Source organism: Roseateles sp. P1_C1_2, from assembly GCF_056406535.1.
The window spans coordinates 177,871-194,236 of record NZ_JBFUAB010000003.1 but is presented as its reverse complement, the minus strand read 5'-3'; the positions used below and the strand labels follow the sequence as shown (position 1 = coordinate 194,236).

Here is a 16,366-nt window from a genome sequence, read left to right as displayed (position 1 = left end):
ATGGCCCGCGTCGTGCAGATCAGCTTCCACCGCGACCCCCAGGGTCGTGCGCCCGAGCGACTGCTGAAGGACTGGCCTACCGTCACCCAGCTCGCCGAGGCCGCAGCGGGCGCCGGGGCCGCTGTGAGCGTCGTGCAGGCCTGTGCCGACGTGGAATACGTCGGCCGGGGCGGCATCGGCTACCACTTCCTGCCCTGCGACAGCCAGCCCGAGCGACTCATCGAGTTGTTCGACCGCCTGCGGCCGGAGTTGGTGCATGTGCAGGGCCTGGGTTTTGTGCAGCAGGTAAGGGCGCTGGCGGCCCTGGCGCCGGGCCGGCCCATCGTGCTGCAGGACCGCGCCGATGCGCCGCCGCGCCCCTGGCATTGGCCGGCCTGGCGGCGCGCGCTGACGACGACGGCGCGTGGCCTGATGTTCTGTGCCCGTGAACAGGCGCTGCCCTTCCGCCGCCGCGGCCTCATCACCGCCGCAACGCGCGTCTACGAAGTGCCCGGTTCGAGTTGTGGCTTTGCGACCCGTGACCCGGCCGCTGCCCGCGCCGCGACCGGGCTGGCCGGCGACCCCTGCCTGCTGTGGGTGGCCCACCTCGACGCCAACAAGGACCCGCTGACCGTGCTCGACGGCGTGGCCCTGGCGGCACAGCGCCTGCCCGGCCTGCAGCTCTGGCTCTGCTACGGCCGCGCGCCGCTGTTCGAGGCCGTGCGCGAGCGCATGCGCGATCCGCTGCTGGCCGGCCGCGTGCACCTGCTCGGCGCCCAGCCGCATGCGCGCATCGAAACGCTGATGGCGGCCGCCGACATCCTCGTGCAGGGCAGCCACCGCGAAGCCACGGGCTACAGCGTCGTCGAGGCCCTGGCCTGCGGGCTGGGGCTGGCGGTGACCGACATCCCGTCCTTCCGTGCGCTGGCCTCCGGTTGCCCGGCCGCGCGGCTGTGGCCGGCGGGCGATGCGGCGCGGCTGGCCGACGCCATCGTGGCGCTGGCCGCCTTGCCTTCGACGCAGCGGCGCTCACTGGCGCGCGCCCGCTTCGAGTCGCACTGCTCCACCGAAGCCCTGGGCCGCTGCCTCGTCGCGGCCTATGACGACCTGCTGGCGGCATGAACAGCTTCGTCCTCGCGCCCGCGGCGCTCGACTTCCGGCGCGCCTTCCTCGTCAATCTGGCCTCGGCCACCGGCGGCGTCGCCACGCGCTTCGTGCTGGGCCTGCTGCTGGCGCGACTGCTGCAGCCGGCCGAGCTGGGCCTGTATGCGCTGGGCCTGGGTGTCTTCAGTGTCGCCCAACTGTTGCGCGATGCCGGCGTGTCGGCCTATCTGCAGCGCGAGCCCGAGTTGACGCCGGCGCGCTTCTCGGCCTGCCTGGGGCTGCTGGCCTGCACGACGCTGCTGGCCACGACGGCGCTGCTGGTGCTGGCCGATCCCCTGGCCCGGCACTTCGGCCAACCCGGCTTGACGGTGCTGCTGCAGGTGCTGGCCCTGGGGCTGCTGCTGTCGGCCTATGGCAGCGTCATGGCTGCGCTGCAGTTGCGGGCGCTGTCCGCGTCGCGCATCGCTTTCGTGTCACGCATGGGCACGCTCGCCCATGCGGGCGTGGCGCTGCTGCTGTCCATGGAGGGTTGGGGCGCGCTCGGCCTGGCCTGGGCGCAGGTGGCCAGCATCCTCGTCTGCGGCCTGGCCTATGCCTGCATGCCCACGGGCCGCAGCTGGTGGCCGTCCTCGCGGGGCTGGGCCGAGGTGCTGGGCTTTGGCGTGGGTGCGCTGCTCGTCGGCCTGCTGGGAGGCGTCAATGGCGTGCTGCCCGATCTGTGGCTGGGGCGGCTGGGCTCGGCCCACCTCGTCGGCTTGCTCGGCCGTGCCCAGGGCGCGGTGAGCCTGCTGCAGGCCGTGGCCGGCCAGGCCCTGAGCTTTGGCGCGCTGCCGCTGCTGGCCGGGCGGCATGCACGCGCCGAAGCACTCGAGCCCGCCTTGCGCCGCGCCACGGCCTTGCTGACGGGGCTGGGCTGGCCGCTGCTCGCCCTGACCGTGGCCTATCGCGAGCCGCTGGTGCGCCTGCTCTACGGTCCGGCTTGGGGCGACTGCACGCCCGCGGTGCTGCCCCTCGCGCTGACGGCGGCCCTCGGCCTGGCGTTCTCGCAACTCGGCGCCGCCTTGGCCGCCGTGGGCCGGCCCGCACTGGCGGCCTGGCCCACGGGCGTGACGCTGGGCGCACGCCTGGTGCTGGGCGTGGCGATCTTCGATGGCAGCCTGGCCTCCTTCGCCTGGGCCCTGTGCGCGGCGGCCTGCCTGGCCCTGCCGGTGCAGCTCTGGCTGGCGGCCCGGCATCTCGGCCAGTCACCGCGGGCGCTGTGGGCGGCCCTGGGCGGCAGCGCACTCGCGGCCGTCGCGGTGCTGGCCGTGCCGCTGACGCTCGCGCCCATCGCCTGCGTGGCGGCCTGGCGCTGGTGCCGCCACCCCATGCTGGATGAGCTGGGTCAGCTCATGCGCCGGCGCATGACGAGCAGGAAATGATCGCCCAGTCGATTGATCAGCGGCCAGCCAGCCACGCGCCGGTCCAGGGCCCACAGACGCTCATGCCAGCGCGGGTGGCGCTCGGCCAGCCAGGTCAGATAGGGCGGCGGCACGAAGACGCACAGGCCGCGCTGCACCTCCAGCTCGAAATGCTCGGCGAAGGCGGCGTGGAACTCGGCCGGCGTGTAGTAGCGCGTCCAGATCGTGCGGCCATTCATGCCGACGGCCACGGTGCCCTTCGCGAAGCGGATGCCGGCGCGCTTCCAGCGGCGCTGGCGCAGATAGTGGGCCAGCTCCCAGGGGCAGTAGCGGCCGATGACGGTGAAGACGAGGCGGCCGCCGGGCTTGATGAGGCGGGCGCATTCGGCCGCCACGGCGCCGAGGTCGGGTACGCAGTTCAGCGGGCCGAGGTTGGAATAGGCGCCGTCGAAGCTGCCCTCCAGGCGGTTCAGCTCGTGCGCGCCGATGGCGAGCGCATCGACGGCGAGGCCGGCCTCACGCGCCCGGTCGCGCGTGCGCTCGACCATGCGCTCGGACCAGTCCGTCGCCGTCACGTGATGGCCTTGGCTCGCCAGGTGCACGGCGTCCAGCCCGGTGCCGCAGCCCAGGTCGATGAGCCGGCTGCCGGGCGAAAAACTCTTGTCCAGCCAGCGCCACATCTCGTCGCGCATGTCCTGGATGGCGAGGTTGTTGCCGCGCGGGCCGTCGTAGTCGGCGGCGACGCTGTCGAAGGCCTCTTGGGTATCAAGCAGACGGGTCTGGGTGTTCATGCGGAGGTCCGGGTTTGAAGATCGCTGTCGTCGTGCCCGGCGGTGTGGACCGCTCGGGCGAGGTGAGGGTGGTGCCGGCGCTGCTGGCCCTGCTCAAGCGCCTGGCCATGCGGCACGAGGTGCATGTGTTCGCGCTCAGGCAGGAGGCCGAGCCGGGCGAGTGGTGGCTGTGCGGCGCGCGCGTGCACAACATCGGCGGGCGCGCCACCGTGCCGCGGGCAGTGCGGGCCATCGTCAGAGAGCACGGCCGCGGCCGCTTCGACCTGGTGCAGTCCATCTGGTCGAGCAGCTGCGGCGTGGTGGCCGTCGCGGCCGCGCGGTGGCTGAAGTTGCGCAGCGCGGTGCACGTGGCAGGTGGCGAGCTGGTGGCCTTGCATGACATCGCCTACGGCGGTCGCCAGGGCTGGCGCGGCCGCTTGCGCGAGGCCTGGGTGCTGCGCGGCGCCGATGCACTGACGGCGGCCAGCCGGCCCGTGCTGGATCAGTTGGCCGCCTTGGGCCGCAGCGCGCAGCGCCTGCCGCTGGGCGTGGACCTGCAGGCCTGGCCGCCGCGTGAGCCGCTGCGTCGCCAGGCCGGCGCGCCGCTGCGCCTCGTGCAGGTCGCCAGCCTCAACCGCGTGAAGGATCAGGCCTGCCTGCTGCAGGCCGTTGCCCGTCTGCCCACGGCCGAGCTGGACCTCGTCGGCGAGGACACGCTGCGCGGTGAAGTGCAGGCCCTGGCGGCGCGCCTGGGTGTGAGCCACCGCGTTCGCTTCCACGGCTTCATGACCCAGGCCGAGCTGCAGCCACTGCTGGCGCGCGCGCATCTGCATGTCATCACCTCGCGCCACGAGGCCGGCCCGCTGGCGGTGCTGGAGGCGGCCGTGCTGGGCGTGCCCAGCGTCGGCACGGCGGTCGGGCATCTGGCTGAGTGGGCGCCGCAGGCGGCCCTGGTTGTCGAGCCCGGCGATGCCCGTGGCCTGGCGACCTTGATCGCCCGTCTGGAGGGCGACGAAGCGTTGCGGCTGCGGCTGGCGCGCGAGGCCCAGCGCCGCGCCCTGGCCGAGGACGCGGACTTCTGTTGCGCGCAGTTCGAGCAGCTTCATGCCGAGCTGGTGGGCCGGTAGGCGAGGGCGCGATGCACGCAGTACAGCGTCTGCGCCCGTGGTGGCGCGCCGAGCAGGAAGCCCAGCGCCTTGAGCCACGCCGGCCGGCGAGTCCAGGCGGAGCCGGCCAGCGAATGCTGGCGCTGCACGATCTGCGCGGTGGCGGCCTGCTCCGCGGGGCGCAGGCGCTGCCAGGCCAGGCCCAGGACTTCCGCCGGGCCGCGTGCCCAGGCGATGCCGGGCAGCATGGGAATGCCGAGGTGGGACAGCGACAGATCGGCCAGGCCCTGGGCGGCACTGGCGCGGCGCAACCGTGGCGGGCAGGCGGCCAGCGCCGTGGCCGGGATGGGCGCCAACCGGCCGGGGAAGAGTCGCTGCGCCAGCCGCAGCGGCGGCACGGCCCACCAGGCCGGCCGGCCATCGGAGGCGGGTGCCAGGGCTTGCGCCCAGTCGGCTGCATCCAGGCGGGCGCCCAGCGCGGCGATGTCATGCAACTGGATCAGCCGCACGCTGCGGCTGCAGAGATTGCCGGCCGTGTGCAGCAGCAGATGGCGCATCAGCGCGGCCTGGCTTGGGTAGGCATTCAGCCCCGGGCCGGCATCGGCTGCCAGAAGACCGGCCGTGATGGCTATCTCATGCAGCGGCAGCGGCTCGCTGACGGCCTGGTGCAGTTCGATCTTGATCGGGTCGTCCTCATGCTCGCCGAAGGCGCGGTCGGCGCGCTGCTGCAGGGGTTCGTAGGCGATGTGGCGACGTTTGGCGGCGCCCGCCCGGTAGCCGAGGGCCGTGACGAGGCGGTCGGCGGCATCCAGGTCGCCGGGGCGGGCCAGCAGGTCCACGTCGCTCATCGGCCGCTCGCCCGGCGCGTAGACATCGAGCCGCAGCAGGCTGGCGCCCTTGAGGCCCAGCAGCGGCAGGCCGGCCGCAACGGCGGCGCCTTGCAGGCGGGCCAGCAGCTCCCGGATGCGGGCCTCGCGCCGGCGGCCCTGCGCGGCCTGCTCGGCCAGGAAGGCCTGCCAAGGCGCGGGGCCTGCCCAGATCAGGCGGGCGGCGAGCAGGCCGCTGATGCCGTGCATGACGGACACGGCCATCGCGGCCCGCCATTCGAAATCGTTCCAGGCCGGCGCGATGGGCAGGGGGGCGGCCAGTTCGGCCGCCAGCCGGTCCGTCGTCGACCGCAGCGCCCTCTGCAGCACCGCTGCCTTGGGCAACTCCAACTCTTTCACACCGCTTCCCTTTCATGAGCACCACGACCTGGCAGGCCGATCCCCGGCAGACCGCCGATCCCTTTGGCGAGCGGGCCCCGTTGGCCCTGAGCCGCAGCCACCCGCTGCTGGGCGCGCGCGTCGAGTTCCGCAGCGACAGCGCCGAGCTGCTGGCGCTGGCCGACGCGGCCTACTTCGGCCTGCCGCCGCAGACCGTGGGCGGGCCCACGCTGTGCATCGAGCTGAAGTTGGTGGAGGGCAGCGGCAGCTTCGGCGCAGAGCCGCCGCTGCCGCGCATGCTCGGTGGCGCCGGCCTGCTGGGCGCGGCGATGGACGCCTGCAACCTGGCCCTGGTCAACGTGGCCGCCGGCCGCGCCGTGGTGCAGGTCTCGCGCGAGCTGCTGGCCTTTCCCTATCACCTGCGCTACGAGCTCATCGAGTTCGCGGCCTACTCGCTGGCCTGTCGTGCCCGTGGCCTGGTGCCCCTGCATGCCGGCTGCGTGGGCCTGCAGGGTGTCGGCGCGCTGCTGCTGGGCGCCAGCGGTGCCGGCAAGTCGACGCTGGCCCTGCACGCGATGCTGCAGGGGCTGGACTTCCTGACCGAGGACGCCAGTTTTGTCGACCCGCTGACGCGCCGGGTGACGGGCGTCGCGAACTTCCTGCACCTGCGCTTCGATGCGCTGCGCTGGGTGGACGACGTGGCACTGCGGGCACGCATCGCGGCGACGCCGGTCATTCGCCGGCGCAGCGGCGTCGAGAAGCATGAGCTGGACCTGCGCGGCGGCTGGGCGCCGCTGGCGGCCGAGCCATTGCGTCTCGCGCATCTCGTCTTCGCCTCGCCCGAGGCGGCGGCAGACGATGTGCTGCTGCGGCCGCTGGACGCCGCCGAGATGATGCAGCGCCTGCACATCAGCCAGCCCTATGCCGCCGGCCAGCCGGGCTGGGCCGACTTTGTCGAAGGCTGCGGCGGGCTTCATGGCTGGGAACTGCGCCGCGGCAGCCAGCCGCGCGCGGGCGCCCTGGCGCTGAAGGGCCTGCTCATGGCGTGAGGGCGGTGGCGGGGCTCAGGCTGGCGATCAGCCGGGCCCAGCGCTGCTTCAACTCGTCGCCGGCGCGGCGGCGCGCGGGCGTGTCGGCGGCGCCCAGGTCCACCTGCGCGTGCAGCAGGTCGCGCACCGCGCGGTAGACCTCGCTGCCGAAGGTGCCGCGGAACATCATGGCGAGGTCGCCGCTGTCGTCCCAATGCGTCTTGGCGCCGAGCTGGGCCTTGACCTGCTCGTGAAAGCGCGTGCCCGGCAGCGGGTAGGACACGCTGACGCCGATGTCGTCAGGCCGCGCCTCCTCGATGAGGCGGCGCGTCTGCAGCAGTTCGTCCAGGCCCTCGCCGAGATAGCCGAGCTGGATGAAGAAGCCCACGCGCACGCCCACCGCCTGCAGGCGCTCTCTGGCCTGGCGGATCTCTTCCACCGTCGTGCCCTTGTTCATCGCGTCCAGCACCTGCTGGCTGCCGCTCTCGGCGCCTATCCAGACCTCGCGGCACCCGGCGTCGGCCAGCGCCTGGGCCATCGCGTCGCTGATGAGGTCGGCGCGGGCCTGGATGGTGAAGGGCACGCCGCCGCCCCGCGCATCGAGCTCGGCGGCGAAGCGCTGCACCCAGTCGGCGCGGAAGCCGAAGATGTCGTCCGCGAACCAGACGTGGTCGGCCGCGAAGCGGCGCTTCAGCTCGGCCATCTCTGCCGCCACGGCCGCCGCGCTGCGCTGCTGGTAGCGCTGGCCCCAGATGGGCTTGGCGCACCAGTTGCAGCGAAATGAGCAGCCCTTGGAGGCCGCCATGTTGAGGCTGAAGTAGCCGTGGGCCGCCGTCCAGGTGGCGCGGTAGCGCGGTATGTCGACGAGGTCCCAGGCCGCAGGGGCTTCGAGCTCGGCGTGGTCGCCACGCGGCTGCAGCGTGACGGGCTGCTCCAGGCCGGCGAGCAGTTCGCGGCCGGGCCGCGCGGGCTCGGCCTCCAGGCGGCGCAGCAGGGCGGGCAGCACGTCCAGGCCTTCGCCGCGCAGGGCGACGTCGGCACCGGCGCGCAGATAGATCTCTGGCGCGTCGCTGGCGTCCGAGCCGGCCACGATGACGCGCGCGCCGGCCCGGGCGGCGCTGGCGATCATGGCGCAGGCGGCCTCGCGCATCTTGGCCAGGCACATCTTGCTGAGGTAGTTGTAGTTGTCCTCGTAGAGCAGCACGACGCGCGGCCGCACGGCGGCGAGCTGCTGGTCGAAGTCCTGCGTGCCGGCGGCCAGCATCGCGTCGAAGAGGGCGACCTCATGGCCCTGGCGGCGCAGCAGTTCGGCGACCTGCAGCGTGGCCAGGGGCGGGTAGGGCTTGGCGCGGTCGAACTGTTTGGCGTCGAAGCGCAGAAAGAAGCTGTGGCCGACCAGGATGGAGAGCACGCCTTCCCCTCAAGTTGGAGTTGAGGCGTGGGTGCCGGCCGGAGGCCGGCAGGTTCAAGGCATCCCTAGTCCAAGGCCGCGGCGAGTCTCTGCACCCCGCTGCGGATGCTGGCCTCGCTGAAGGCCGCGAAGCCGAAGCGCAGGCCGGCCGGTGCGGGGTGTTGCAGCCGGTAAGCCGTCAGCGGCGCGACCGTCACGCCCGCGGCGGCCGCGCGGCCGGCCAGGTCGGCATCGCGGGCCGAACCGGGCAGCCAGGCCGTCAGGTTCAGGCCACGGCGCGCGGGCACGAGTTGCAGCCAGCGGCCGAAGTGCTTGTCCAGCCCATGGCGCAGCGCCTCGGCGCGGGCGCCGTAGACCTGGCGCAGCTCGCGCAGATGCCGGGCCCAGTGGCCGTCGGCGATGAAGTCGTGCAGCACGGCCTGGTCCAGCAGCGCCGGCTGGGCTTGGGTCAGTGCCAGCGCCGTGCACACCGGCTCGACGAGGCGGCGCGGCAGCACCAGGTAGGCCAGGCGCATGCAGGGTGCCATGCTGAAGGCCAGGCTGCCGAGGTGGATGACGCAGTCGCCGTCGTCCTCGGCCTTCAGTGCGTGGGCGCCGCTGCCGTCGAAGACGAAGTCGCCGTCGCGGTCCTCGTCGATGACGTAGGCGCAGGCACCGCGGGCCCAGGCCAGCAGGGCCTGGCGGCGCGGCGCCGACATGGCGTGGCCCAGCGGCATCTGCGCGGCGGACGTCGTGCAAGCCAGGCGGGCGCGCGGCGCCATGCGCAGGGCCGCGTCGACCTGCAGGCCCTGTTCGTCTACCGGCACCGGCACGACGCGCGCGCCGGCCGCCGCCAGCAGGGCCTGCACGGCGGGGGAGCCGGGGTCTTCCACCCAGGCCTGCTCGCCGGGGTTGAGCAGCAGCCGGGCGAGCAGGTCCAGGGCCTGGCGCGTGCCGGGCACGATGACGATCTGGTCGGCGTCGCAGCGGATGCCGCGCGTCAGCAGCAGCTGCTGGGCCAGCAATTCGCGCAGCGGTGCCAGGCCTTGCCATTCGATGCCCTGCACGATGCGGGTCTCGTGCCAGCGCGCACGCCTGGCGGCGAGCCTGGCCCAGACGGCGGCCGGGAACAGGCCGGCATCGATGCGGTCGGCCTCGAAGGTGCGCGGCAGCGGGCCGTTGCGGCTCATGACGACGACACCGGCCGCGCTCATCTGGCGGCCACGGCGGGACAGCGCAGGGGCCTGGGGCGGCAATGCCACTTCGACAACAGACGCCGGCGGAGGCTGCGGCGCGACAAAGCTGCCGCGGCCGACATGGGCTGAGATGTAACCGTCAGCAAGAAGCCGCTCAAAGACTGCGGTGACGGTGGAGCGGGAGCAGCCGTGGTCGCGGGCCAGGCCACGCGAAGTGGGCAGGCGGCTGCCGGGCGGGAGGCGGCCATCGCGTATCGCTTCACAAAGGGCCGCGTACAGCCATTGCTGCAGCGTGACGCCGATCGGCCGAGGGCCGAGGGCCAGCGAATGTTCAGCGGCGCGACGCATGCGGCACTCGAATTGGTTTGGTGTGTGACAGCTGAATTGGCCCGCGACTGCGGACTAGGGGGTAGGCAGCATGCGCGTCATTCCACGGGCTGTTCGGCCGCGGATGACGACGATGTCATCTTAGGCGGGTCATCTCAAACACGATCAAGAGGGATCAATGAAGCCACACGGTTTACGCAATCTTTCAACCCTCGGCCTGCCCTTCGCCGTGAGCCTGCTGGTGTCGGCCTGCGGCGGCGGTTCTGGCGACCCAGCCCAGCCGTCGGCGCAGAGCAGCGAGGCCGGCCCGACGGCCCGGGCCCTGGCGGCCAGCGCCGGCGAATCCGAGGCAGCGCTGACGCCGGTGAGCGCGACGGCGAGCTCGTCCGAGCGCGCCGACCTCGGCCCGGCCAAGGCCATCGACCATGACGACAACTCGCGCTGGAGCAGCGGCTTCAGCGACGACCAGTTCCTGGTGCTGGACTACGGCCGCACGGTGACCATCAGCCGCGTGCACATCGATTGGGAGCGCGCGCACGCCAACCAGTACGAGCTGCAGGTTTCCAGCGACGGCAGCAACTGGACGACGATCAAGTCCATTCCCAACAGCCAGGGCGGCAGCGAGGACTGGACCGGCTTGAACGGCCAGGGTCGCTATCTGCGCATGAAGGGCATCCAGCGCTCTTCGGGTTATGGCTATTCCCTCTTCGAGATCCAGGCCTTCTCGGGCGTGGCGCCCGCGCCTGCACCTTCGCCCGCCCCGGCGCCATCACCTGCGCCCGCGCCCAGCCCGGCACCTGCCCCTGGCCCGGGCCCCGACCTAAGCAAGCCCGGCGTTGCCGTCAAGCCGGTGACGGCCACCTCGTCAGCCGTGGAGAACCAGGGCAACAACGCGCTGCAGGCCATCGACGGCAAGCCCGGCACGCGCTGGGCCAGCACCTTCGAAGACGGCGCCTGGATCCAGTTCGACTTCGGCGCCAAGACGCCCGTCGGCTACATGAAGCTGGTCTGGGAGAACGCCTACGGCAAGGCCTATTCGCTGCGCGTGTCCGACGACGGCCAGAACTGGACCGAGCTGCGCAACGTCGGCAACGGCCGCGGCGGCACGGAGGAGTTCTTCAACCTCAATGCCAATGCGCGCTTCATCCGCCTGCAGGGCGTGGCGCGGGCCACGGCCTATGGCTACTCGCTGTTCGAGGTCGAGTTCAAGTCGCCGGGCAGTGACAACACCATTGCCGACGTCGCCACTTCCGCCATCAGATTCCCGGCCAACGGCACGGGCCTGGTGCCCCTGCCCACCAGCACCGAGCCGCTGGAGTCGCTGCAGTTCACGCTGCCCGATGGGACGCTCGTCACGCGCTTCGGCGTGCGCGGCCTGGCCCGCCACGGGCGCGAGCGCGGCGAGGACTGGAACGAGATCGGCTACGGCCCCAACGAGACGGTCGATGCGCTGGGCAACCCCGTCGACAAGGGCCCCGGCAACTTCCTGACGTTTGTGCCCCAGTACTTCAAGAACCGCACCTGGGGCTTCGAGGTCGTCGACAACAGCCGCGTGGCCGGCGTCACCAAGCCGACGCTGCGGGTCAACCAATACTTCCCGCAGCCGCAACTGCCCGGTGGCGTGGCCTGGTTCCGCGCCTTCGATCGCGTGGGCGTGACCGGCTATGGCTGGATGAACCCCGGCCAACTGGCCGACCAGAACATCACCATCTGCCCGCCCGTGGCCTATCCGCCCAATGGCAAGTTGCTCAACGCCAATGTGCTGAACAACGGCTGCAGCCTGACAGTGAACGGCTATCCCGGCCACGGCGATATCGGCGCCGACGGCATGCCCAACGGCAGGAGCGTGCCGGGCCGGCCGCTGGTCGTCGGCGACGTCATCGAGGTCTCGCCGTCCTTCTTCTCGACGACCCAGGCCATGCAGGCCATCGGCGACAACGGCGGTATCCGCTACTACGCCGGCGAGTGGACCTATGTCGTCGGCGTGGGCCTGCGCCCGTCCTACGGCGTGCAGCCGCGGCTGATGAACGCGCCGCTGCCGGTGGCGACGCTGTCGGGTGGCGACGGCTCGGTGTCGTACAACTATTCCGACAACGGCCTCTTCATGTTCCAGCAGCCGCACAACCACACCGGCATGCAGAACGTGCAGCGCTTCGTCGAGGGCCGCCGCCTGGTGCACACCAACTTCACGACGGGTGACCACAACGAAGCGGGCAACGACCGCTACCTGGGCGCCGTGGGCCTGCAGGGCACGCGCTTCAACCAGTCGGCCTGCATCGGCTGCCACGTCAACAACGGCCGCAGCCCCGCGCCCCTGGCCGTGAACCAGCGGCTGGATGCGATGTCGGTACGCGCCGCGATGCTGGACGCGAACGGCCAGCAGGTGCCGCACTCGCGCTATGGCACGTCCATCCAGATGAATGCGCAGTCCGCCACGGGCGTGCCGCAGGACTGGGGCAACGGCGTGCGTGTGGCCGGCTTCGAGACGAAGAGCGTCAAGCTGGCTGACGGCACGACGGTCGAGCTGCGCAAGCCCACGCTGGCCTTTGACGGCCCGGTGCCCGCAGTGGTCTCGCTGCGCGCGGCCCAGCCCATGATTGGCACCGGCCTGCTCGAAGCCGTGCCCGAGGCCGACATCCTCGCCCTGGCCCGCGCGACGCCGGATGTCGACGGCGTGAAGGGCGTGCCCAACTACGTCTTCGACCCCGAGACCGGCGCCGTGCGCCTGGGCCGCTTCGGCTGGAAGGCCTCCAAGGTGTCGCTGCGCCACCAGGCCGCCGCCGCGCTGCTGCAGGACATGGCCGTCACCTCGCCCGTCTACCCCAGCCGTGCGTGCAACAACGGCCCTGTGGCCTGCGCGGCGGGCGCGGCGCAGCCGGGCATCTCCGAGGCCGATCTGCAGCAGGTGTCGCGCTACCTGGCCCTCGTGGGGGTGCCGGCCCAGCGCAGCCTGGCCAGCGGCTTCCCCAAGGGCGTGGCGCCGCTGGACGAGCATCGCGTCGACCCGCTGCAGGTCACGGCCGGCAGCCGCCTGTTCGACCAGGCCCGCTGCACGGCCTGCCACGCGGCGACGCTGAAGACCGGCCCGGGCCATCTGTTCGCGGAACTGCGCAACCAGACCATCAAGCCCTTCACCGACCTGCTGCTGCACGACATGGGCGCGGGCCTGGCGGACAACTATGTCGAGGGCCAGGCCAGCGGCGGCCTGTGGCGCACCGCGCCGCTCTGGGGCATCGGCTACACCGACAAGGTCATGGGCAACGCCGCCCGCGTCGGCTATCTGCACGACGGCCGCGCCCGCAACCTGACCGAGGCCATTCTTTGGCACGGCGGGGAAGGTGAGAAGTCGCGTCAGCGGTTCGAGGCGATGAGCAAGGCGGATCGGGAGGCGGTGCTGGCGTTCCTGAAATCGCTGTGAGGCTTTGAATCAGAGACGCCGGGTGGGAACCCGGCGCTTTTTCTTCTAACGAGAATGCCGTGAACGACGCTTCGCCAGCCAAGGCAGCAGTGCAATGCCACTCCCCAGCAGGGTCCACGAACCTGGCTCGGGCACGGGTGACACGCTGACGATGAAAGCCACGCTATCTATGCTGGCACTGCCTGTCCCGTACGACAGCGCCGTGCCGTCTTCTCCCTCGACGTAGCTGGCCGCGACCGTGAAGCCGGTCTGGAAGTCAGCAGCGGCCGGATCGAGCGAGACCATGGCGGTGAAGTTCTGGTCAACCCACTGGAGCGGGCCGGGCAAGGACAGTCCCCCGTAGCCATTGCCTACCAAGGAGAAGCTGCCCTTCACCACGGCCTGGAGGCCGGTGATCTGGTAGCCCGGTTCGGCGACAAACGTCAGGCCGGTGAACTGCAGCATGGCTGCGACCTCAAACAACCCCTGGATGCCACTGCCGCCCACGCTGGCGTACATCTGCGGYTGGAAGGTGAAGCCATCGCTGCTGGCCGAGTGCGTGACTTGCAACGTCGGCAGGAACTGCGGGTTCACTCCGTAGTAGGCGTCTGTGCCGTTCACCAGCACCGCTTCGGCGTAGTACGACGCGGCGCCGGTTGCGAAATTGGCGGTGGCGCGGCCGAGGTCAATGCTGCACGGGTCGCTCGAACCGTCGCAGGTCGCTGCCAAGGCGTTGGTCCCGGCGAGTTGCAGGCAGCACCCCAGCAACAGGGCACCGGTTAAGTGGGAGAGTCGGTACATGTTCAGCTCCAATCGCAGGGTGACTTGCTGAGGGGCAACCGAATCTAGGCGATGCAAGTGACATCCGCGGCCTTCAACGTAGTGCGGAGTTAGGGGGCGCACCTGGAGCGCTTCTAGTCAGGCAGGGTTGCGGCGGCTGCAGCCGGCCAAAGAAAAAGCCCCATCCGCTTTCGCGAATGAGGCTTGATTTGGCTCCCCGACCTGGGCTCGAACCAGGGACCTACGGATTAACAGTCCGGCGCTCTACCGACTGAGCTATCGAGGAATCGTTCGGTTGAAACCCGCTTGCGACGGGTTTCCTGTCTGTCGGCCCGCCGTTCGGTTGCAGCGGGCTCTTGTTTTCATCCGTTGCCGCTCGCGCGACAACTTCAAATTCTGTTGGCTCCCCGACCTGGGCTCGAACCAGGGACCTACGGATTAACAGTCCGGCGCTCTACCGACTGAGCTATCGAGGAACAGAGCCCGTGACTATAGCAGTTTTTTGTGCGGGCTCAGAGGCGGATCTCGAGACTCGTGCGGAAAGTCCGAGCGGCCAGGGGGTAGAGATAGCTGTGCTCGTACTGCCAGGGCGACTCGCGCCAGGCGCGGCGGTTGGTCAGGTTGTCGACCGCGGCGCGCCAGACCCAGGTCTGGTTGCCCACGCTCTGTGTGTAGCGCAGGCCAGCGTCGACGACAGTCCACGCTGGCACGGCGATGCTGTTGTCGGGCGTCGCGAAGCGGCTGCCCTCAAAGCGCAGGCCGGCCTGGGCCTGCAGTCCGGGCAACAGGTCCTGGCGTAGCTGGGCCTTGAGGGTGGTCTGCGGCACATTGGGTGGCAGCAGGCCGTTGAGGGCGGCGTCGCTGCTGCCTTCGCGGCGGGCGTGCAGGCGGGTGACGCTGGCAAACAGGCCGCCGCCGCTCCACTTCAGGTCGGCGCTGGCTTCGATGCCGCGGTGGCGGGCGTAGCCGTCGGTGATGTGCTCGCAGCTCAGGGCGACGTCGCAGCTGCCGATGTCGCGCCATAGCGGGCGGCGGATGTCGAAGGCAGCCAGCGAGCCTTCGACGCGCTGGGTGCCGGTCTTCAGGCCGATCTCGGTCTGGCGGCTCTTCAGCGCGGGCAGGGCCTGGCCGGCGTTCTTGTAGCGCGAGCGGTTGGGCGTGACTTCGCTTTCGACGCCCTGGCCCCAGCTCGCGTAGACCAGCCAGTCGCTCGCGATGGCATGGCTGAGCGCGACCCAGGGCGTCGTGACGCTCTGCGAGTAGTCCGTCGCGCGCGAGCCGTCGGTGCGCACGCTCTCGCGGTGCAGGCGGGTGTGGCGCACGCCCAGCCAGGCGCTGGTGTCGGCACTGAGCGCCACACGGTCGCGCAGGTAGAGCTCGTTGCTGCGCTCGTCGCGGTTGGTGTTCTCGCCGGTGAGGGCGGGTTGCGGGGCGGTGACCGCGCTGCCGTCGATGTTGCCGACGCCGGCGAAGTTGTAGGCCTGGCGCTGGAAGCGGGCCTTGAAATGGCTGCTCAGGCCGCCAACGGTCAGGTCGTGACGCAGGCCGGCGAGTTGCAGGGGGCCGCTGGCGGACAGGTCCAGGGCAGTCGTGTCGCGGTGCTCGTTCTCGCTGCGGTAGTCGTAGAGATCGAAGCGGCCATCGGCGCCGTAGCGGTCGCAGTAGTAGACGCCTTCGAAGCTGCTGGTCTCGTTGCAGTCCAGGCCGAAGCCGAAGGCGTTGCGGTCGTCGGTGCGCAGGCGCTGGATGCCGAGATGGGCCTGGGCGCGCCACTCACCCGCCAGCTTCTGCTGCAGGCGCAGAGAGGCGTGGGTGTTGTCGAAGACGACGGGTAGCGTCCAGGGCTGGTTGTTGAGGTTCAGGTTCGGGTCGATGCGCCGGGCGTCGGGCAGGGTGTCGCCGAGCAGGCTGAAGCCATCCTGGCTGGGCTGGCTCTGGCGGTTGAGTTCGACCTCGGCCTCGACGAGGGTGTCGGGGCTGACGCGCCAGTCGGCGGCCAGAGCGGCGGTGCGTGCATTGCCCCTGCTGTTGCGCAGCGTCGGGTCGAGGTGGGCCGCGGCGAGGTTGATGCGCAGGCCGAACTCACGCTGGGTGCCGAAGCGCTGCGAATGGTCGAGGCTGGCTTCCACGCTGCCGCCCTGGATGGCACCCAGCATCAAGGCCGTCGCATCCTCGGCCAGCGGCCGCTTGACGACGAGGTTGACGAGGCCGGCCGGCGCGCTGGTGCCGGCCTGCATGCCTGAGCTGCCCTTGAGCACCTCGACCGAGGCCTTGTTGGCCAGCGACAGCGAGGTCTCGCCACTGATGGGCAGGCCGTCGCGGCGCAGGTTGAAGCGGTTGTCGAGATCGAAGCCGCGCACCTTGAGCTGCGACCAGTAGCCGACGGCGTTGTAGCCATCGGAGACGGAAGCGTCGAGCTTGGTCAGGCCCGACAGCTGGCCGATGCCGAGATCGGTGAGGCGCTCGGCCGACAGGCTGACGGCCTGCATCGGCAGCTTGGCCGGCGGGTCGCTGAAGCCGGACAGGCCCGGCGCGGCCTCGACGGCCTTGCCGGTCACGCTGACCTGGGGCAGGGTCTGGGCGGCGGCGAGGCTGGTGACGAGCAGCGCCGTAGCGGCACCAAGAACGGAGAGGGAGAAAGAGAGTCGTGCCATCGGAATGCAAAGCGATGGCAGGTCGGCAAA

11 protein-coding genes and 2 tRNA genes are annotated in these 16,366 nt (G+C 71.2%); 5 read left to right on the top strand and 8 right to left on the bottom strand.

What is annotated here, in order from left to right:
- The gene (locus AC1D2H_RS04075; RefSeq protein ID WP_478009972.1) at window positions 1-1,101 is read left to right on the top strand and encodes a glycosyltransferase family 4 protein; all 1,101 of its coding nucleotides are present in this window, start codon (window positions 1-3) and stop codon (window positions 1,099-1,101) included.
- Window positions 1,098-2,504, top strand: coding sequence for an oligosaccharide flippase family protein (locus tag AC1D2H_RS04070; RefSeq protein WP_477932716.1), 1,407 nt, complete (start codon window positions 1,098-1,100; stop codon window positions 2,502-2,504). Before AC1D2H_RS04075 ends, AC1D2H_RS04070 begins: the two co-directional genes overlap by 4 nt.
- Here AC1D2H_RS04070 and AC1D2H_RS04065 read toward each other — a convergent pair.
- Complete coding sequence (locus tag AC1D2H_RS04065; RefSeq protein WP_477932714.1) at window positions 2,468-3,274, bottom strand: class I SAM-dependent methyltransferase; 807 nt, start codon at window positions 3,272-3,274, stop codon at window positions 2,468-2,470. The two genes, AC1D2H_RS04070 and AC1D2H_RS04065, sit on opposite strands and share 37 nt — an antisense overlap.
- Window positions 3,275-3,288: 14 nt before the next feature.
- On the opposite strand from AC1D2H_RS04065, the gene AC1D2H_RS04060 reads away from it, so the two are divergent.
- Window positions 3,289-4,380: a glycosyltransferase family 4 protein gene (locus AC1D2H_RS04060; RefSeq protein WP_478009971.1), complete on the top strand. Its 1,092-nt coding sequence runs from the start codon at window positions 3,289-3,291 to the stop codon at window positions 4,378-4,380.
- Here the strand turns inward: AC1D2H_RS04060 and AC1D2H_RS04055 are convergent.
- Complete coding sequence (locus AC1D2H_RS04055; protein ID WP_478009970.1) at window positions 4,356-5,585, bottom strand: nucleotidyltransferase family protein; 1,230 nt, start codon at window positions 5,583-5,585, stop codon at window positions 4,356-4,358. The two genes, AC1D2H_RS04060 and AC1D2H_RS04055, sit on opposite strands and share 25 nt — an antisense overlap.
- A gap of 14 nt (window positions 5,586-5,599) precedes the next feature.
- On the opposite strand from AC1D2H_RS04055, the gene AC1D2H_RS04050 reads away from it, so the two are divergent.
- Window positions 5,600-6,613 (top strand): phosphoenolpyruvate carboxykinase (ATP), encoded by a 1,014-nt coding sequence (locus AC1D2H_RS04050; protein ID WP_478009969.1) that lies wholly within the window; start codon window positions 5,600-5,602, stop codon window positions 6,611-6,613.
- Here the strand turns inward: AC1D2H_RS04050 and AC1D2H_RS04045 are convergent.
- Both AC1D2H_RS04045 and pdxR read right to left on the bottom strand, forming a co-directional pair.
- Window positions 6,603-8,003, bottom strand: coding sequence for a B12-binding domain-containing radical SAM protein (locus tag AC1D2H_RS04045; protein WP_478009968.1), 1,401 nt, complete (start codon window positions 8,001-8,003; stop codon window positions 6,603-6,605). The two genes, AC1D2H_RS04050 and AC1D2H_RS04045, sit on opposite strands and share 11 nt — an antisense overlap.
- Before the next feature lie 65 nt (window positions 8,004-8,068).
- Window positions 8,069-9,526: a MocR-like pyridoxine biosynthesis transcription factor PdxR gene (pdxR, locus tag AC1D2H_RS04040; protein WP_478009967.1), complete on the bottom strand. Its 1,458-nt coding sequence runs from the start codon at window positions 9,524-9,526 to the stop codon at window positions 8,069-8,071.
- Between the two features lie 157 nt (window positions 9,527-9,683).
- Here pdxR and AC1D2H_RS04035 point away from each other — a divergent pair, with 157 nt between their 5' ends.
- Window positions 9,684-12,923: a di-heme oxidoredictase family protein gene (locus AC1D2H_RS04035; protein ID WP_478009966.1), complete on the top strand. Its 3,240-nt coding sequence runs from the start codon at window positions 9,684-9,686 to the stop codon at window positions 12,921-12,923.
- 45 nt (window positions 12,924-12,968) lie between these two features.
- Here AC1D2H_RS04035 and AC1D2H_RS04030 read toward each other — a convergent pair whose 3' ends face one another.
- The 4 genes from AC1D2H_RS04030 to AC1D2H_RS04015 all read right to left on the bottom strand — a co-directional run bounded on the left by AC1D2H_RS04030 (window position 12,969) and on the right by AC1D2H_RS04015 (window position 16,336).
- The gene (locus AC1D2H_RS04030) at window positions 12,969-13,703 is read right to left on the bottom strand and encodes a hypothetical protein (RefSeq protein WP_478009965.1); all 735 of its coding nucleotides are present in this window, start codon (window positions 13,701-13,703) and stop codon (window positions 12,969-12,971) included.
- 189 nt (window positions 13,704-13,892) lie between these two features.
- Window positions 13,893-13,968, bottom strand: a tRNA-Asn gene (locus AC1D2H_RS04025).
- Window positions 13,969-14,082: 114 nt separating this feature from the next.
- Window positions 14,083-14,158 (bottom strand) — tRNA-Asn (locus AC1D2H_RS04020).
- A gap of 36 nt (window positions 14,159-14,194) precedes the next feature.
- Window positions 14,195-16,336, bottom strand: coding sequence for a TonB-dependent siderophore receptor (locus AC1D2H_RS04015; RefSeq protein WP_478009964.1), 2,142 nt, complete (start codon window positions 16,334-16,336; stop codon window positions 14,195-14,197).
- Between the last annotated feature and the right edge of the window lie 30 nt (window positions 16,337-16,366).